This is a genomic window from Nonomuraea sp. NPDC049141 (assembly GCF_040648415.1).
In the GTDB taxonomy this organism is placed as follows: domain Bacteria; phylum Actinomycetota; class Actinomycetes; order Streptosporangiales; family Streptosporangiaceae; genus Nonomuraea.
This window is the reverse complement of the sequence record NZ_JBEZDR010000024.1, coordinates 57,723-74,676: the sequence shown is the minus strand read 5'-3', so window position 1 is coordinate 74,676 and position 16,954 is coordinate 57,723. Positions and strand designations below refer to the sequence as shown.

The window sequence follows — 16,954 nt, the reverse complement described above, 5'->3', positions numbered from 1 at the left end:
GGTCACGTGGTCCTCCAGGTGGAGAAGCGGCGCTCCAGGCGCACGAGGAGCAGGTTGAACAGCAGGCCGAGCACCGAGATCGTGATGATCCCCGCATACATGTCGGGCACCCGGAAGTTGTACTGCGCGTAGTTGATGAGGTAGCCGAGCCCCGCCTTGGCGCCGACCATCTCGGCGGCGACCAGCACGAGGATCGAGTACGCCCCGGCCAGGCGGATGCCGGTGAAGATGGTGGGCACCGCCGCGGGCAGGATGACCTTCTGGAACAACCGGAACGGCCCGAGCCCCAGAGACCTCGCCGACTTGATCAGGAGCGGGTCGACCCCTTTGACGCCCGCGATCGTGTTGAGCAGGATCGGCCAGGCGCAGGCGTACAGGATGATCGAGATCTTGGACGTCTCCCCCAGGCCCAGGACCAGCACGAACACCGGCAGCAGGGCCAGGGCGGCGGTGTTGCGGAAGAGCTCCAGGACCGGGTTCAGGAAGTCGGCCACCGGGCGATACCAGCCGATCAGCAGGCCCAGCGGGGTGGCGGTCAGGATGGCCAGCCCGAACCCCGCCAGCGACCTGACCAGGGAGGCTTGGGCGTGGTCCACCAGCTCGCCCCCTCGGAGCAGGTCGTACCAGGCGGCCAGGACGTCGCTCAGCGGCGGCAGGAAGGTGGGGTCCACCACCTGGGCCCTGGGAAGGATCTCCCAGACGGCGGCCAGCACGATGATCGCGGCGGACGCGTTGAACACCCGGCGGGCGACGCCCCAGGGGCTGCGGCGCCGACCCGTCACGGGCTGAGGGACCGGCGTGAGAGTCGTGACGGCGGACGGGTGGAGGTGATCGTCGTCAAGCGGGGAGGCCGAGAGGCCGGCCGTGCTGAGTGAGGGTCTGGCCAACGGAGCTCACCTCCTCGCGCAGCAGCGTCCAGATCGCGTGCCGGTACTCGCCGAACACCGGATCCGCCCGCAGGTCCCCTTCACGGGAGGCGAACGAGACCGGCACCACGGCCCGGATACGGCCGGGGCTGGGCGTCATGACGGCGACCCGCTGCCCCAGATAGACCGCCTCGTCGATGCCGTGGGTGATGAACACGATGGTCTTGCCGGTCTTGTTCCAGATGCGGAGCAGTTCTTCCTGGAGGGACTCGCGGGTCTGGGCGTCCAGGGCGGCGAAGGGCTCGTCCATGAGCAGGATGTCCGGGTCGTAGGCGAGGCTGCGGGCGATGGCGACCCGCTGCCTCATGCCGCCCGAGAGCTCGTGCGGGTAGCGCTCGTCGAAGCCGCGCAGCCCGACCAGGTCGAGGTAGCCGCGGGCGCGCTCACGGCGTTCGCGCCGCGGCACCCCCTTGGCCTCCAGCCCGAACTCCACGTTCGCCACCGCGGTCCGCCACGGGAACAGCGCGTACTGCTGGAAGACGATGCCCCGATCGAGTCCCGGACCCGAGACGGGCACGCCGTTGATGCGGATCTCGCCGCGCGTGGGCAGGGTCAGGCCGCTGAGCAGGTCGAGGAGGGTGGACTTGCCGCACCCGCTGGGGCCGACGAGGGTGAGGAACTCCCCTTCCGCCACGTCCAGCGAGACGTCGGACACGGCGGCGAAGGGCCGGTCGGAGCCGCGCACGGCGAACTCCTTGGTCACGGACACGAACTCGATCTTCATCGGGATCCTCCCGAGGCGAACGGGTTGTAGGTGTTGGTGTAGACGTCCTGGGCCTTGACCTGGCCGGGCTTGATCTCGCCGGCGTCCTCCAGCCAGGAGATCCACCGCTGGAACTCCTGCGGCTCGATCACCCCGCCCTTGGTTGCGACGCCGCTGCTCTTCCAGAAGCCGACGGCGGTGGCGTCCTCGTTCCTGCCGCGCTTGGCGATGATCTTCTTGAACTCGGCCACGACCTCGTCCCGGCTGTGCGTCTGGGTCCACTGGATGGCCTTGGCAGTGGCCTCGACGAACTTCCTGGTCGTGTTCGGGTTCTGCTTGATGAAGCGGTCGGTGAGCACGTACGTCCCGGCCGAGAAGTTGCCGAACAGGTCGACGTCCTTGAACAGGGCCTTGAGACCGCCGCGCTCCAGCGCCTTGTCACGCAGGAGGCCGCCGAGCACGGCGACGTCGATCTGTTTCTGGCGCAGCGACTGCTCGGTGCTGACGGGCGGCACGGCGACCAGTTCGACCTGCTTGACCTCGGCCGGGGTCAGGCCGCCGCGCTTGAGGTATTCCTTCAGCACGGCTTCGGCGTGGGCGCCCAGGGTGTTCATGCCGACCTTCTTGCCGATCAGGTCGCGGGCGCTGTGGATCGGGCTGTCCTGGAGGGTGAAGAAGCCCTGGTAGGAGTACTGGTCGCTGCCGTAGTAGCTGACGACCGCCTTGATCGGGGCCTTGGCGGCGACGAGCTTGACCACGGCGCCGTTGAACGCGCCGCCGAAGTCGCTCTGTCCCGTGGCGGCCGTCTGGATGTCCTGTGGTCCGCTGGTCGTGTTGCCGATCCACTTGAGCTTGACGGGTTTGAGATAGCCGAGCTCCTCGGCCAGCTCGGGGAAGGTGACGGCGCCGACACTGCCCTGGTAACGCAGCTCCTGGGTTTCGGTGGAGCCCTGGGCGGTGCCGCACGCCGTGACGGCCGTTACGGCAAGGAGGATGGGGACGAGGGAAAGAGGTCTGATCACGAGATGTCCTCAAATAAGGGGGGACAGGGACTAAGTCGTGATCAGTGACACTGTGCGCTGACGACGCGGCAGAAGTCGACATGCGCGCGCCGGGTCAGATCCGGGCTCATGCAGACGACGCTACGCAGGCTCGCGCTAGAAGTCAACATTTCCTACTGGGTTTACATGAAATTACTGAGCCCGCAGGTCAGGCGCCCGCGAACCACAGGTCCGGTTCGCCCGGAACGTGCCGCGCCCGCCCCCGCGACTCCAGCCACACCAGGTGCGCCAGCGTCTCGTTGTTGGCCGCCCGCCGCATGAACGGCGGGATCGTCTCCCAGGGCCGCGCCCAGGTCAGGCCGGTCGCGATGTCCCAGCAGCAGACCCCGCCGGAGGCGGCCCCGATCGCCCGCTCGATCTCCCCCAGCCGCTCCTCGTGATGCGCGATCACGTAGTCGACGCGTTCGGCCAGTTCCAGGAACCGGTACTCGTGCGCGGGCAGCACCTCCTCCACGTCCAGCTTCCGTACGGCGGCCAGCGCGTCGAGGTAGTCGGCCAGCGGGTTGGGCGCGGACTGCGGGTGCACGGCCACCATCGGCGTGATCTTGGCCAGCACGTGATCGCCGGAGAACAGCAGCTTCCTGGACGGCGACACGAAGCAGAGATGGCCGGGCGAGTGCCCTGGAGTCCAGACCGCCCGCAGGTCCCAGCCGGGCAGGTCCAGCCGGTCCCCGTCCTCGATCAGCCGGTCGGGCTTGGCCATCGACACCATGTGCCTGATCATCATCGAGGCGCCGGCCAACTCGTCCAGGGTCAGCTCGGGCACCCCCGACCGGACGAGCAGTGCCCGTTCGCGCTGGACCAGCGAGTCGATGGCGCTGTCGTCATACCGCTCGTGGACCAGGCGCGCGTCGGCGGGGTGCAGGGCGATCCACGCGCCCGACATCTCCCGGACCCGCCCGGCCAGGCCGTAGTGATCGGGGTGGATGTGGGTGACCAGCACGCCCTTGACATCGGTGATCGCGTACCCGGCGACCCGCAGTCCCGCGACGAGCGCCTCGTAGGCCTCGTCGGTGTTCCATCCGGCATCGACGATGGCGACCCCGTCCGGTAGTTCCAGAACGTAGACCAGCACGTAACGCAGGGGGTTCACCGGGATCGGCACCGGGACCGACCACAGTCCGGGCCGCACCCGCTCGACCTCGGGAATCGTTCCGCCGAGCCACGCCGCGCGCTGGGTCTCGCTGGATGGAGTCACCACGAACTTCGCCATGCAGAGCATTGTGCCCGAACCATGTTCTACTGAAGAGATGAAGCTGGCACGAGAAATCGCCGGTGACGGGCGTTTTGTCCGGCAGCCGAACCGTTTCACCGACCGCCTGGGCCCGCCGGAGCCGGGCCGCTACCGGCTCTACGCCTCCTACGCCTGCCCATGGGCGCAGCGGGTGCTGATCGTCCGCAAGCTCCTCGGTCTGGAGGACCTGCTGGACGTGACGATCGTGGACCCGATCCGTGACGAGAAGGGCTGGCGGGTGCCCGGCGGCGAGTACCTGTCGGAGCTTTACCTGGCCACCGACCCCGAATACGCGGGCCGCTACACCGTCCCCTGCGTCTGGGACACCGTGGACAAGCGCCTCGTCACCAACGACTTCCCGCAGATCACGCTAGATCTTGAAATGTCGTGGTCCACCTCCCCCGACCTCTACCCACGACACCTCAGAGCCGACATCGACGCGATGAACGACCGGCTCTACCACGGGCTCAACAACGCCGTCTACGAGGCGGGATTCGCCCGTGACCAGGGGGCGTACGAGGAGGCGGTGTCGCGGGTCTTCGCGACCCTCGACTTCCTGGAGGCCCGGCTGGCGGGGTCGGCGTACCTCTTCGACACGCTGACCGAGAGCGACGTCCGCCTGTACACCACCCTGGCCAGGTTCGACGCGGTGTACTACGGGCATTTCAAGTGCTCGATCAGGCGGCTGACCGACTATCCGGCGCTGTGGGCGTACGCGCGGAGGCTGTACGCGATCCCGGCCTTCGCCGAGACCACGAACTTCGACCACATCAAGCGCCATTACTACGTCACGCAGACGAACATCAACCCCAGCCAGATCGTCCCGGTGGGCCCGCTGCTCGACTGGAACGAGCCTGATCTCAGTCGGCCGTGAGCCCTGCGGCGATCTTCTTCAGCTCACTGGTCGTCTTGGCGGCCCCGAGCTTCTTGGCGTAGACCGGGCTGATCATCACCTCGGCCCGCCGCCCCTCGCCCATGTTGAGGAAGAGAGTCGGGGTTCCCTTCCCACCGTCCTCGCCGACCCATTGCACGATCAGGTAGCCGGTCCGGTCGCCGATGGCCACCTCTTGGCCCTTCTTCTCGTCGCGGTACTCCTGCGTGCGTTCATCGACCTCCTGGACGGCCTGGCCTTCGTACACGAAGATCTGGACGCAGTAGAAACCGTGCTTGTCACCGTCGTAGTTCCATGAAGTCGTGTAGCTGTCACCGTGATCCAGCGACCAGTGGCCCCACTGCAGCCCATCGGGCAGGTAACCCACTTTGACGCGCCCGAAGGCCCTTCCGTCGCCCAGGTCCCCGAGATCGCGAGTCGGGGTCGGGAGGGGTGGGGTGTCGTCGATGGCGGGGACGTCCGGCTGCGACGTCTCAGAGGCCACGGCCGGGTCGCCGGGGCCGGGTACCGGTCCCTGCACCGCTACGGAGCCCGGGCCGAGGACCAGGTAGGCGGGCACCACGGCAGCGGCGACCGCCGCCGACGTGACCAGGGCGGCGAGCCTGACCCGCTGCTTCTTCCTCCTCGTGGACCGGAGTACCCGGTCCACGAGGTCGGGCGCGGCCCGCAACCTCGCGGTCTCGTCCGCCATGATCTGGCGAAGGTGGTCCTCAAGCGTGGACATTCCTGATCACTCCTTCCACTGTTCCGTCGCCGAGCGCCGTACGGAGCTTGGCCATCGCCTTCGACGCCTGACTTTTCACCGTGCCCACCGAGCAGCCGAGGATCTCGGCCGTCTGTGTCTCGCCGAGGTCCTCCCAGTACCGCAGGACGATCACCGCGCGCTGCCGGGGAGGCAGGGCGCGCAGGGCGTCCATGAGCATGCGGCGCAGGTCGATGTCGGTCTCCGGCGCCGCCGACTCCGGCGGAGTGTGCACCGGGATGATGTGCAGGATCGCCCGGCGCCGGGCCCGGCTGATGGCGGTGTTGACGATCACGCGTCGGATGTAGGGCTCGGGGTTGGCGTACCGCACCCGGTCCCAGTTTCGGTATGTGCGCTCCAGCGCCGTCTGCAGCAGGTCTTCCGCCTCAGCCTCGTTGCCGCAGGTGAGGTAGGCGACCCGCAGCAGGCTCGTGCCGCGTGCGGCCACGAACGCGGCGAATTCCTGTTCCTCGGCGCCGCTCACGCCTGTCCGTCCGATTTCACGCCTTCTAATACGCCTGGGCCGCGCCAGGCGTTGCCTGGCGCCAAACGGCTGTCTCACAGGCAACCCCGCGGCTCGCCCAGGCGTATAGGGAGTCGTGATGAAACTCGTGACCACCCCGATCCGGGCGATGATCGCCGTCGGGACCGGACTGACCGCGGTGAGCGCCATCGCTCTGCTGGGCCCGCCGGCGGCGCCCGGCCTCCTGGACGCGCCGGACCTGCGGCTCACCGCCACTGTGACAACTCCAGCGGAAGGCACTTACTGGCATACGAAAACCCTGTGGAAGACCACCCATCCCCGGCAGCTCGGGAGCGGCTCGAACCGCTACTGGGTGGAGGAGCAGCGACTCCAGGAGTTGTGGACCTCGCGCGATGGAAAGGCCTGGTTCGGGTTCCGGACGCTGGGGACACGTCCGAAGAGCGCGGCCGACGAGAAGGCATGGCGCCGCGACAGCTCGCCGACCAAGTGGAGCCGCACGGCTGATGGCAGGACCGTGTCCCTGTCCACCAAGCCGGACAAGGGCCGCGTCGGCGCCGTGAAGGGGCCGGGCACGTTCTTCCTTGACGGGCAGCAGCTGACGTTCGAGGAGGTCCAGAGGCTGCCCGCAGACCCGAGCGGGCTGAAGACCTGGCTCGCGAAGGCCGCGCGAGTCTCAAGGGTTCCGGAAGATCGGGTCGAGGGCAATGTGAGAGAGGCGCTGCCCACTCTGCTGCGCGACCTTCCCGCGCCGAAGGAGGTTCGCACCGCTGCTTACCAGGCGTTGCTGACGATGCCCGGCGTCCGCTCCCTGGGGACGGCCAAGGACAGCCTGGGCAGGACCGGCGTGAAGGTCTCCATCGACCAGGAGCAGACCCGCGACGAGGACTCGGTCAGAACCGAGATGATCGTCGACACGGACGAGATGGTGCAGCTGGCCCAGAACCAGACGACCAAGCTCAACGGCAAGCTCTTCGTGAACAAGACCTACACCGAGACCCTGTTCCAGGTCGGCTGGACCGACGCCGCGCCGTCGGTGCCCGCTCTCCCCTAGAACCCATCTCCTTTTACGGCTGGCAGTGGCCGGCCCCACCCTCTGTGCGGGGCTGGTCTCCCTCCAGGGGCACGCTCCTCCGGTTCACCGGGCTGGGCGCCGCGACGTGCGCATCCTTGACCGGAGCGCCCCCCTTCGTGAGCCGGTGGGGTTCGGTCAACGGGGGCATGCGCACGAACAGCAGCGCCGAGGCCAGCACCACCGCGGCGGCGAGCGACCAGGTGGCCGAGAGACCGGCGTGGCCGGCCAGTGTGCCGAACATCACATTGGACAACCCCGCCCCCGCCTGCAGTGACAGGGAGCTCGTCGAGGTCACCGTCGTGCGCTGGGCGGCCGTGACGGCGTTGTGCGTCATCTCCAGGCACAGCAGCCCCGCCATCGCCAGCCCCGAGAACATGACGACATAGGCCAGCCCGGTGGCCGCGAAACCGAGCGGCCCGTCCAAACCGGCCGTGGCCGCCAGGGCGGCGATGGCCAGCGCGGTCAGGACGGCGCCCGCGACCGCTCCGCGTACCGAACCGCCGGCCAACCCGGCCACCCGGGGCGCGATCGCACTGCCCACCGCGCTGCCCGCGAACCCGAGCGCCGCCACGATGGCGTAACCGGTGCTGCCCAGCTCCGCCGTACCCGCCAGCGCCGCCAACCGGCCGGGGGTGAGCAGTTCGACGGCGGCCAGCGCGACGCCCGAAGCGGCGGCGGCCAGCATCAGGCGGCGCAGCACAGCGGCACCCGCCACCAGCCGCACTCCGCCCGCGACGGTCACGGGCACGTCCCGGAGAACCCGCCCCAATGACCACCGAGCGCTCGACGCCCCGGCCGGCTGCCGCGCGTGCGATGGCTCGGGGAGTGCGAAGAGCACCGTCATCAGGAGCACGAGCCCGGCCGTCGCGCCCAGGAGCGGCGGCACCGCAAGAGGCGTCATCACCCCCGGCGGCACCGCGAGCGGCACGAACCCTCCCACCAGGGCGCCCAGGCACAGCGCCAACGACTCCATCGCGCCGCCGCGCGCCAACCCCGGCTTGAGGTCGGCGCCCGGGCCTTCGAGGTCGTGCAGCGTGTCGACGTACCAGGCGGTGGCGGGGCCGCTGGACAGGGCGCGGCCGATGCCCTTGAGCACCCAGGTGGCCAGGAACATCCAGAACGTGGTCGACACCGCCATCAACGCGAGCGAGACGACGGTGAACGCGGCCGAGATCGCCAGGACCGTCCGGCGGCCGATCACGTCGGCCAGGCCGCCGGTGGGCAGTTCGAGGCCGAGGGTGACCATCGAGAACACGGTGGTGGCGAGCCCGACTTCGGCCAGGCTGAGACCTCTTTCGGTCATCAGCAGCACCGTGACGGCCATCGTCAGGCCAATGGGCAGCCAGGTCAGGAAACTGACCAGTAAGTAGCGGCGCAGCGCGGACCTGGGCGTCATCAGTTCTCCCGCTCTTCCTGTGGCGTGCGCGGGAAGACCGCCGACCAGACGCTCATCGGCACGGCGCCGGGGTCGTCCGCGTAACGGTCGCCGAGCTCCCGCACCAGCTCGTCGACGCGCTCACTGAACTCACGGACGGCCGTCGCGGGCAGCCGCACCAGATGGTCGCTCATCCCGGAGACCTCGACCAGCTCAGCGGGCCACTCCCCCGCCTCGAACGCCTCGAACGCCCGCCCCAACGCCTCCAGCTGGCGCAGGTGCATGATCCGGACGGCCTCCTGCCCCTCGGGCGTGGCCGCCATCTCCAGGTTGTCCCAGGAGGTGTAGCGGTGGCGGGCCCGCCAGCGGCGTTCCCGGCCGTCGCGGCGCTCCGGGTCCTCCTCGATGAAGCCGTACTTGGCCAGCTCGCGCAGGTGATAGCTGGTCGAGCCGGAGCTCTCTCCCACCTCGCGGCCCAGCTCGCTGGCCGTCGCGGGCCCCTCGGCGCGCAGCAGGCCGAGCAGCCGCACCCGCAGGGGGTGCGCCACCACCTTGAGCACCCGAGGATCGCTGATCTTGAACTTCTCTTCCATTCTTGAAGGCTAAACCGCAAAGGCAATTTTGCAAAGGGAATTTTGCGATCTCCTGGAGCGAATAAGCTGGGACGCATGCTTGACGACATCTGGGTGGACGAGGCGGTCTTCGCCCTGCGTCCCGACTTCGCGGTGCTGGTCATGACGGCGTACGACCTGCGCAACGGGCCGACCGACGACCGTTCCCGCGCCTGGCTCGCGGCGGCCGCGGAGCAGCCCGTACAGGCCGAGAAGATCGACGCGTGGAAGGACGCCTACCGCGCGTTCGGCGCCAAGCCGCAGAAGACCAGGCCCTCCGTCGACGCCCTGACCCGCAGGCTTCCACTGCCGGAGATCAACCAGGCCGTGGACGCGTACAACTCGATCAGCGTGAAGCACGCGCTGCCGATCGGCGGCGAGGACCTCGACCGCTACGTGGGCCCGGCGCGGCTGGTCAGGGCCGGCGGCGGCGAGGAGTCGGAAGAGGCGCTCGGGCAGCCGGAGCCCGGCGAGGTGATCTGGCGCGACGACCTCGGCGTCACCTGCCGCAGGTGGAACTGGCGCCAGGTCGCGCGCACCCGGCTCACCGAGGAGACCACCAACGCGATCTTCCTCCTGGAGCGGCTGGAGCCCATGTCCCTGGAGGAGCTCAAGGAGGCGGGCGAGGAGCTGGCGGACCTGCTGACCGAGCTGTCCCCTGAGGTGCGGATCGCCAGCAGAATGGTGTCTGGGGGGAAATAAACCTGCTGCCCCACTGTTGATACCAAACGGTGATAATTGCGAGACCACCTGGATTGACTAGGGGGTCGTGACCTCTTCGGACTCTCCTGAGAGGATCAGACGAGGCAGCATGGCCTCTCCTGCGCGCGCCACCGAGCAAGACGAGTAACCTTGGACAGGTTCTCTAACATCAACGCCGATCTGCGGAAGAGGGCGATTTCCGCCGTGTCGTCTGAGTCGTCGCGGACAAACCCGCTGGCAAGCTTTGGACAGAACGAGTGGCTTGTCGACGAGCTGTACCAGAAGTATCTCCAAGATCCAGAGTCTGTTGACAAGGCTTGGTGGAACTTCTTCGCTGACTACAACCCTGACTACGGACCGGGCAGAATGCCCGCCAAGGAGGCGGGGAACGGCACTGTGACCGCCCCTGCTCCGACGGCGGCTCCTGCGAAGGCTGCGCCGACAGCTCCGGTCCCCGTTGCCAAGCCGAAGCAGCCCGCGGCCCCGGTGCCCGCGGGTGCCGAGGAGGTCAAACTGCGCGGTGCCGCCGCACGCACCGCCGCCAACATGGACGCCTCGCTCGTCATCCCGAGCGCGACCAGCGTCCGGGCCATCCCGGCCAAGCTGCTCATCGACAACCGCATCGTGATCAACAATCACCTCAAGCGGGGTCGCGGCGGCAAGGTCTCCTTCACGCATCTGATCGGCTATGCCGTCGTCAAGGCGCTGCGGGCCATGCCGGAGATGAACTACTCCTACACCGAGGTCGACGGCAAGCCGACCCTGGTCAAGCCGGAGCACGTGGCTCTCGGCCTGGCCATCGACGTCCAGAAGAGCAACGGCGAGCGACAGCTCCTGGTGCCTTCCATCAAGGGCGCCGAGGACATGGACTTCCGGCAGTTCTGGATGGCCTATGAGGAGATCGTCCGCAAGGCTCGCTCGGGCAAGCTCGGGGTCGACGACTTCACGGGCACCACGATCTCGCTGACCAACCCCGGCACCATCGGCACCGTCCACTCGGTGCCGCGACTGATGCCCGGCCAGGGCACGATCATCGGCGTCGGCGCGATGGAATACCCGGCCGAATACCAGGGCGCCGCACCCGACACGCTCTCGCGCCTGGCCGTCTCCAAGGTCATGACGCTGACCAGCACCTATGACCACCGGATCATCCAGGGCGCCCAGTCGGGCGACTTCCTGCGCACGATCCACCGGCAGCTGCTCGGCGAGGACGGCTTCTACGACGAGATCTTCGAGGCGCTGCGGATCCCCTACGAGCCGGTCCGCTGGGTCCAGGACATCTCGACCTCGCACGACGACGACGTGGCCAAGTCCGCTCGGGTGATCGAGCTGATCCACGCCTACCGCGTACGCGGCCACCTCATGGCCGAGACCGACCCGCTGGAGTACAAGCAGCGTAAGCACCCCGACCTCGACATCCAGTCACACGGTTTGACGCTGTGGGACCTGGAGCGCGAGTTCGCCACCGGCGGCTTCGGCGGCCGGCCGCTGATGAAGCTCCGCGAGATCCTGGGCGTGCTACGCGACTCTTACTGCCGCACGGTCGGCATCGAGTACATGCACATCCAGAACCCCGAGGAGCGGTCCTGGATCCAGGCGCGGGTCGAGAAGCCGCACGCCTCCCCGGCTCGTGACGAGCAGCTCAACATCCTGAGCAGGCTCAACACGGCCGAGGCCTTCGAGACGTTCCTGCAGACGAAGTTCGTCGGGCAGAAGCGCTTCTCGCTGGAGGGCGGCGAGTCCCTGATCCCGCTGCTCGACTCGGTGATCAGCGACGCGGCCGACGAGGACCTCGACGAGGTCGTCATCGGCATGGCCCACCGCGGCCGGCTCAACGTGCTCGCCAACATCGTCGGCAAGTCCTACGGGCAGATCTTCGGCGAGTTCGAGGGCAACATCGACCCGCGCACCGCGCACGGCTCGGGTGACGTGAAGTACCACCTGGGCGCGTCGGGCACGTTCACCGCTCCCAGCGGCAAGACGATCGCCGCCTCCGTGGTGGCCAACCCGTCCCACCTGGAAGCGGTCGACCCGGTGCTCGAAGGCGTCGTCCGTGCCAAGCAGGACCTGCTGGAGCGCGGCGAGGAGGGCTTCACGGTCCTGCCGGTGCTCATCCACGGCGACGCGGCCTTCGCCGGCCAGGGCGTCGTGGCCGAGACGCTCAACCTGTCGCAGCTGCGCGGCTACCGCACCGGCGGCACCGTGCACGTGGTGGTCAACAACCAGGTCGGCTTCACGACATCTCCGGCTTCGTCAAGGTCGAGCGTCTACGCGACCGACGTGGCCCGGATGATCCAGGCGCCGATCTTCCACGTCAACGGCGACGACCCCGAGGCCGTGGTCCGTGTGGGCGAGCTGGCGTACGAATACCGCCAGACGTTCCGCAAGGACGTCGTGATCGACCTCATCTGCTACCGCCGCCGCGGCCACAACGAGACCGACAACCCGGCCTTCACCCAGCCGCTGATGTACGACCTGATCGACGCCAAGCGCTCCACTCGTAAGCTCTACACCGAGGCGCTGATCGGCCGGGGCGACATCACGGTGGAGGAGGCCGAGCAGGCGCTCCGCGACTACCAGGCCAAGCTGGAGCAGGCGTTCACCGAGACCCGTGAAGCGGTGAAGAAGCCGCTGGAGGCGGGCGCGATGCGGGTGCCGCCCGCCGAGGTGATCAAGTGGTCGCACGACGAGACGCCGACCGCGATCACCGACGAGACGCTCAAGCGGATCGTCGACACCCAGCTCAACCTGCCTGAGGGCTTCACGCCGCACCCGCGCCTGGCGCCGGTGCTGCAGCGTCGCGGTCAGGCGGTCGAGCAGGACGCGATCGACTGGAGCATGGGTGAGACGCTGGCCTTCGGCTCGCTGCTCATCGACGGCCATCCGGTCCGCGTGGTCGGCCAGGACACCCGTCGGGGCACGTTCACCCAGCGCCACGCCGTGCTGGTCGACCGGGTGACCGGCGAGGACCACACCCCGCTCAAGGTCTTCAACCAGGGCACCACGAAGTTCTACATCTACGACTCGCTGCTCAGCGAGTTCGCGGCGTTGGGCTTCGAGTACGGCTACAGCGTCGTGCGCCCCGATGCCCTGGTGGCTTGGGAGGCTCAGTTCGGCGACTTCGTCAACGGCGCCCAGACGATCATCGACGAGTTCATCTCGTCCGGTGAGCAGAAGTGGGGCCAGAAGTCGGGTGTCGTGCTGCTGCTGCCGCACGGCATGGAGGGCCAGGGTCCTGACCACTCCTCTGGCCGCATCGAACGGTTCCTGCAGGTCTGCGCGCTCGACAACATGACGGTCGCGCAGCCCTCCACCCCGGCCAACTACTTCCACCTTCTGAGGTGGCAGGTCGAGTCGGGCAGGTGCAAGCCGATGGTCGTCTTCACCCCCAAGTCGCTGCTGCGGCACAAGCGGGCCACCTCGAAGGCGTCCGACTTCACCACGGGCACCTTCCAGCCGGTCATCGGCGACACCACGGTGGACCCGGGCAAGGTCACCAAGGTCGTGCTCTCCTCGGGCAAGATCTACTACGACCTGCTCGACCGGCGCGAGAAGTCGGGCCGCGACGACGTCGCCCTGGTCCGCCTGGAGCGGCTCTACCCGTTCCCGGCGGAGGAGCTCGCCGCCGAGCTCTCCCGCTACGGCTCGCAGGTCGAGCTGGTGTGGGCACAGGACGAGCCGGTCAACATGGGGCCGTGGCCCTACCTCACGCTCAAGCTGGCCGAGGACCCCGGCCTGCTGAGCGGCCGCTCGCTGCGCCGCGTCTCGCGGACGCCCAACAGCTCACCCGCGACCGGCTCGCACGCCAGTCACGACAATGAGCTTGAGGACATCCTGAGCGAGCTGTTCGGCTAGATCAGGCATCCCCCAGTGAGCCCCCGCCGTTGGTGGGGGCTCACTGCTAAAATTGGCAGTTACTAGCAGCTAATTAGCTGCTAGTAACTACTAAATTTGGCAGGAACGATGCGGCGGCCACAGGATCCGCCTCCCTGGCGAAAACTCTGGCTCGAAGCCGACAGTCTCTGGCTGCTCTCGGCGGTCGACTCGGCGGAGCGCTACCTCCCCTGGGACGAGGTCCGGCGGCGCACTCCGCCAGCGGGACTCACGCACGAGCAGTGGTGGCTCGGCCTCAAGATGGCCCGGCTGGGCATGCGCCGCGGCCTGCCGCTGGTCGACTCGGGCGGCCTGTCGTTCACGTACGCGCTGCCCGATGAGGTCCTTCGCGGAGTCGAAGCGCTCAACCGGGACCTGAGCGGCCGCATCGGCATCCCCGAACCGGTCACCGACCCGCTGACGCGCGACCGCTACCTGGTCAGCTCGCTGATCGAGGAGGCCATCACCTCCAGTCAGCTGGAAGGCGCGGCGACCACCTACCTGGTGGCCAAGGACATGCTCCGCAGCGGCCGGAAGCCCCAGACCGTCGACGAGACCATGATCCGCAACAACTACGTCGCCATGCGCCGGATCGGCGAGCTGCGCGACGAACCGCTCACCCCCGCCCTGATCTGCGAGATCCAGCGGATTGTCACCGAAGGCACCCTGCGCAACCCGGCGGCGGCCGGGCGCTTCCAGCTCCCGGGCGAGGAGCGCGTGGTCGTCGCCGACACCTACGGCGAGGTCCTCCACACGCCTCCGCCGGCCGAGCAACTGCCCGAGCGGGTGGGCCGGCTCTGCGACTTCGCCAACGGCGTGTCGCAGGCGGCTTACATCCCGCCGGTGATCAGGGCGATCGCCGTGCACTTCATGCTTGCCTACGACCACCCGTTCGAGGACGGGAACGGCAGGACCGCGAGGGCCCTGTTCTACTGGTCGATGCTCAATCAGGACTACTGGCTGACCGAGTTCATCTCCATCTCGCGCATCCTGAAGAACGCCCCCGCCCGCTACGGGCGCAGCTTCCTCCACGTCGAGCAGGACGAGAACGACCTCACCTACTTCGTCCTGGGCCAGCTCGGCGTGCTGAGACGGGCCGTCGACGATCTTCACGCTTACCTCGGCAGGAAGGCCGAGCAGGCCCGTGAGGTGCGGGCGAGTCTGGCCAGAGGGCGGACCGGGGCCTTCAACGGCCGCCAGATCGCCCTGCTGACTCATGCCAGCAGCCACCCCGTGGCCGAGTACACCGTCGCCGGCCACGCGGCCAGCCACCAGGTCGTCCTGCAGACCGCCCGGACCGACCTACGAGATCTCGAGCAGCGCGGACTCCTGACTAAAGTCAGACGTGGGCGTGCCGACGCCTGGATCCCAGCCGACGACCTGACGTCGCGGCTGCGTCATCAATGAATGGGAGCACGATGTACTTCACCGACCGGGGGATCGAGGAGCTGGTCGAGCGGCGTGGCGAGGAAGAGGTCAGCCTGCTGTGGCTGGGTGAGCGGCTGCGTGAGTTCGTCGATCTGAACCCCGAGTTCGAGACCCCGATCGAGCGCCTGGCCACCTGGCTGGCCCGGCTCGACGACGAGGACGACTGACGCGACATACTCATCGCCCGACAGACGCGATACATCTTGAGTTTTCGACAGACGCGACATATCGTGTCTCATGTGCAGATGTGTCGGCAGAAGGGGTGGGGATCATGCGGCAGTGGACGATCGAGGGGCCGGAGCAGCTGACGTTCGGTTCGGTGACCGCGCTCGACGTGCGGATCGTCGCGGGACGGGTGGACGTGCTGGCCAGCGACGGGCCCCCGACGCTGGAGGTGGCCGAGATCGACTCCGCGCCGCTGATCGTGACCTACGACGAGGAGAGCGGGGAGTTGAGCGTCGCCTACAAGGACCTCACCTGGGACGGGTTACTCGGCTGGCTGCGGCGTGACCGGCGCAAGAGCGTCCTGACGCTCACCGTGCCCAAGAGGTGCACGATCAACGCGGGGGTCGTCTCCGCCTCGGCGGTCGTGGCCGGGTTCGAGAAGACGACCCAGGTCAGGGGCGTCTCCGGGGACATCGTGCTCGACGGTGTGAGCGGTGAGGTGAGCGCCACCACCGTCTCCGGCGATGTCGAGTGCCGGGCGATGGACGGCGACCTGACGTTCACCAGCGTCTCGGGCGAGCTCACCGTCGCCGACGGTACGCCGCGCCGGCTCAGGGCCAACACCGTGTCCGGGCGGATCACCGCCGACTTGGAGCTGCGCCCGACCGGATATGTGACCTTCCACAGCGTGTCCGGTGACATCCTGGTCAGGCTGCCCGAGAACGTGGAGGCGGACGTCAGCATGAGGTCCACCTCCGGCAGGCTGGTCAGCACATTCGAAAACCTGTCAGACGCGAGCGGTCCGGGCGCCAAGTCGATGTCCGGGCGGCTGGGTGGCGGCATGGCCTCGGTGTCGGCGACTACGGTCTCCGGCGAGGTCACGCTGCTCAAGGGAGAGAAGCGATGAGCCCTGTCTTCGGTCACGGCCGGCTCCGGCTGTATCTGCTGAAGCTGCTGGAGGAGAGCCCTCGGCACGGGTACGAGGTCATCCGCCTGCTGCAGGACCGCTTCCTCGGCGTCTATTCGCCCTCCCCCGGCACGATCTACCCGCGGCTGGCCCGCCTGGAGGAGGAGGGGCTGGTGACGCACGAGGTGGTCGAGGGAAAGAAGGTGTTCTCGATCACCGACAGGGGCCGCGACGAGCTCAACGCCCGCCTCGACGAGCTCGACGACCTGGAGCAGGAGATCTCCGCCTCGGTGCGCGACATCGCCCGCGAGGTGAAGGAGGACGTCCGCGACACGGTCAAGTCGCTGCGCGACGAGCTCACCAGGATGGCCAAGGACGTCCGCACCGGCGCCGTCGACGACCCCAGGGGCCTCAAGGACCAGCAGAAGGCCAACCTCAAGCGGCTCAAGGAGCAGCAGAAGCGCCAGTGGATGGAGCACGCCACACACTGGCAGGACCACGGCGAGCGGCTCGGCGGCGAGTGGCGCCGGATCTGGTCCGAGGTCTGGAGCACGCTGGGCGGTGCCTCGCCCAGCCGCGCCGAGCTGGACGCCGAGCTGGGCGAACGCCTGGCCGACTTCGTCGCCCAGGTCCGCCGCGAGGCGTCGGCCGCCCCGCTCACCCGCAAGGCCATCGACGAGGTACGCGCCACGCTCGACGAGGCCGCCCGGCAGATCCGCGACTCCCTGAAGCCATGATCAGGCGGGGCCGACAGATCCGCGACTCTCTGAAGCCATGAC

The 16,954-nt window shown here is 68.3% G+C and carries 16 protein-coding genes; 8 read left to right on the top strand and 8 right to left on the bottom strand.

Features of this window, described 5'->3' with window-relative positions:
* Positions 1–2 precede the first annotated feature (2 nt).
* The 4 genes from AB0B91_RS49595 to AB0B91_RS49580 form a co-directional block, all read right to left on the bottom strand.
* Positions 3–782 (bottom strand): ABC transporter permease, encoded by a 780-nt coding sequence (locus AB0B91_RS49595; RefSeq protein ID WP_358336817.1) that lies wholly within the window; start codon positions 780–782, stop codon positions 3–5.
* A gap of 55 nt (positions 783–837) precedes the next feature.
* Positions 838–1,650: an ABC transporter ATP-binding protein gene (locus tag AB0B91_RS49590; protein ID WP_358336814.1), complete on the bottom strand. Its 813-nt coding sequence runs from the start codon at positions 1,648–1,650 to the stop codon at positions 838–840.
* On the bottom strand, positions 1,647–2,651 hold the full coding sequence (locus AB0B91_RS49585; protein WP_358336810.1) for an ABC transporter substrate-binding protein: 1,005 nt from the start codon (positions 2,649–2,651) through the stop codon (positions 1,647–1,649). Before AB0B91_RS49585 ends, AB0B91_RS49590 begins: the two co-directional genes overlap by 4 nt.
* Positions 2,652–2,838: 187 nt before the next feature.
* A complete protein-coding gene (locus tag AB0B91_RS49580) occupies positions 2,839–3,903 on the bottom strand; it encodes an MBL fold metallo-hydrolase (RefSeq protein ID WP_358336807.1) in 1,065 nt (354 codons plus the stop codon).
* 37 nt (positions 3,904–3,940) lie between these two features.
* On the opposite strand from AB0B91_RS49580, the gene AB0B91_RS49575 reads away from it, so the two are divergent.
* Entirely contained in the window at positions 3,941–4,798 is an 858-nt protein-coding gene (locus tag AB0B91_RS49575; protein ID WP_358336804.1) for a glutathione S-transferase C-terminal domain-containing protein, read from the top strand.
* Here the strand turns inward: AB0B91_RS49575 and AB0B91_RS49570 are convergent.
* Positions 4,785–5,540: a hypothetical protein gene (locus AB0B91_RS49570; RefSeq protein ID WP_358336801.1), complete on the bottom strand. Its 756-nt coding sequence runs from the start codon at positions 5,538–5,540 to the stop codon at positions 4,785–4,787. The two genes, AB0B91_RS49575 and AB0B91_RS49570, sit on opposite strands and share 14 nt — an antisense overlap.
* Complete coding sequence (locus tag AB0B91_RS49565) at positions 5,527–6,042, bottom strand: SigE family RNA polymerase sigma factor (RefSeq protein ID WP_358336798.1); 516 nt, start codon at positions 6,040–6,042, stop codon at positions 5,527–5,529. Before AB0B91_RS49565 ends, AB0B91_RS49570 begins: the two co-directional genes overlap by 14 nt.
* Before the next feature lie 118 nt (positions 6,043–6,160).
* On the opposite strand from AB0B91_RS49565, the gene AB0B91_RS49560 reads away from it, so the two are divergent.
* A complete protein-coding gene (locus AB0B91_RS49560; RefSeq protein ID WP_358336794.1) occupies positions 6,161–7,093 on the top strand; it encodes a hypothetical protein in 933 nt (310 codons plus the stop codon).
* Positions 7,094–7,106: 13 nt separating this feature from the next.
* Here the strand turns inward: AB0B91_RS49560 and AB0B91_RS49555 are convergent, their stop codons facing one another.
* Together AB0B91_RS49555 and AB0B91_RS49550 are read right to left on the bottom strand one after the other, a co-directional pair.
* Positions 7,107–8,510 (bottom strand): MFS transporter, encoded by a 1,404-nt coding sequence (locus AB0B91_RS49555; protein WP_358336791.1) that lies wholly within the window; start codon positions 8,508–8,510, stop codon positions 7,107–7,109.
* A complete protein-coding gene (locus AB0B91_RS49550; protein ID WP_358336788.1) occupies positions 8,510–9,082 on the bottom strand; it encodes a winged helix-turn-helix domain-containing protein in 573 nt (190 codons plus the stop codon). Before AB0B91_RS49550 ends, AB0B91_RS49555 begins: the two co-directional genes overlap by 1 nt.
* Before the next feature lie 75 nt (positions 9,083–9,157).
* Between AB0B91_RS49550 and AB0B91_RS49545 the strand changes: the two genes are divergently transcribed.
* The 6 genes from AB0B91_RS49545 (at position 9,158) to AB0B91_RS49520 (ending at position 16,912) form a co-directional block, all read left to right on the top strand.
* Positions 9,158–9,802, top strand: a complete 645-nt coding sequence (locus tag AB0B91_RS49545; RefSeq protein WP_358336785.1) for a phenylalanine--tRNA ligase beta subunit-related protein — start codon at positions 9,158–9,160, stop codon at positions 9,800–9,802.
* 204 nt (positions 9,803–10,006) lie between these two features.
* Positions 10,007–13,657, top strand: coding sequence for a multifunctional oxoglutarate decarboxylase/oxoglutarate dehydrogenase thiamine pyrophosphate-binding subunit/dihydrolipoyllysine-residue succinyltransferase subunit (locus AB0B91_RS49540; RefSeq protein ID WP_358336782.1), 3,651 nt, complete (start codon positions 10,007–10,009; stop codon positions 13,655–13,657).
* Between the two features lie 108 nt (positions 13,658–13,765).
* Positions 13,766–15,082: a Fic family protein gene (locus AB0B91_RS49535; RefSeq protein WP_358336779.1), complete on the top strand. Its 1,317-nt coding sequence runs from the start codon at positions 13,766–13,768 to the stop codon at positions 15,080–15,082.
* A gap of 11 nt (positions 15,083–15,093) precedes the next feature.
* Complete coding sequence (locus AB0B91_RS49530; protein WP_181308704.1) at positions 15,094–15,270, top strand: DUF6104 family protein; 177 nt, start codon at positions 15,094–15,096, stop codon at positions 15,268–15,270.
* Between the two features lie 104 nt (positions 15,271–15,374).
* Positions 15,375–16,175 (top strand): DUF4097 family beta strand repeat-containing protein, encoded by an 801-nt coding sequence (locus AB0B91_RS49525; RefSeq protein WP_358336776.1) that lies wholly within the window; start codon positions 15,375–15,377, stop codon positions 16,173–16,175.
* On the top strand, positions 16,172–16,912 hold the full coding sequence (locus tag AB0B91_RS49520) for a PadR family transcriptional regulator (RefSeq protein WP_358336773.1): 741 nt from the start codon (positions 16,172–16,174) through the stop codon (positions 16,910–16,912). Before AB0B91_RS49525 ends, AB0B91_RS49520 begins: the two co-directional genes overlap by 4 nt.
* The last annotated feature ends 42 nt before the right edge of the window (positions 16,913–16,954 follow it).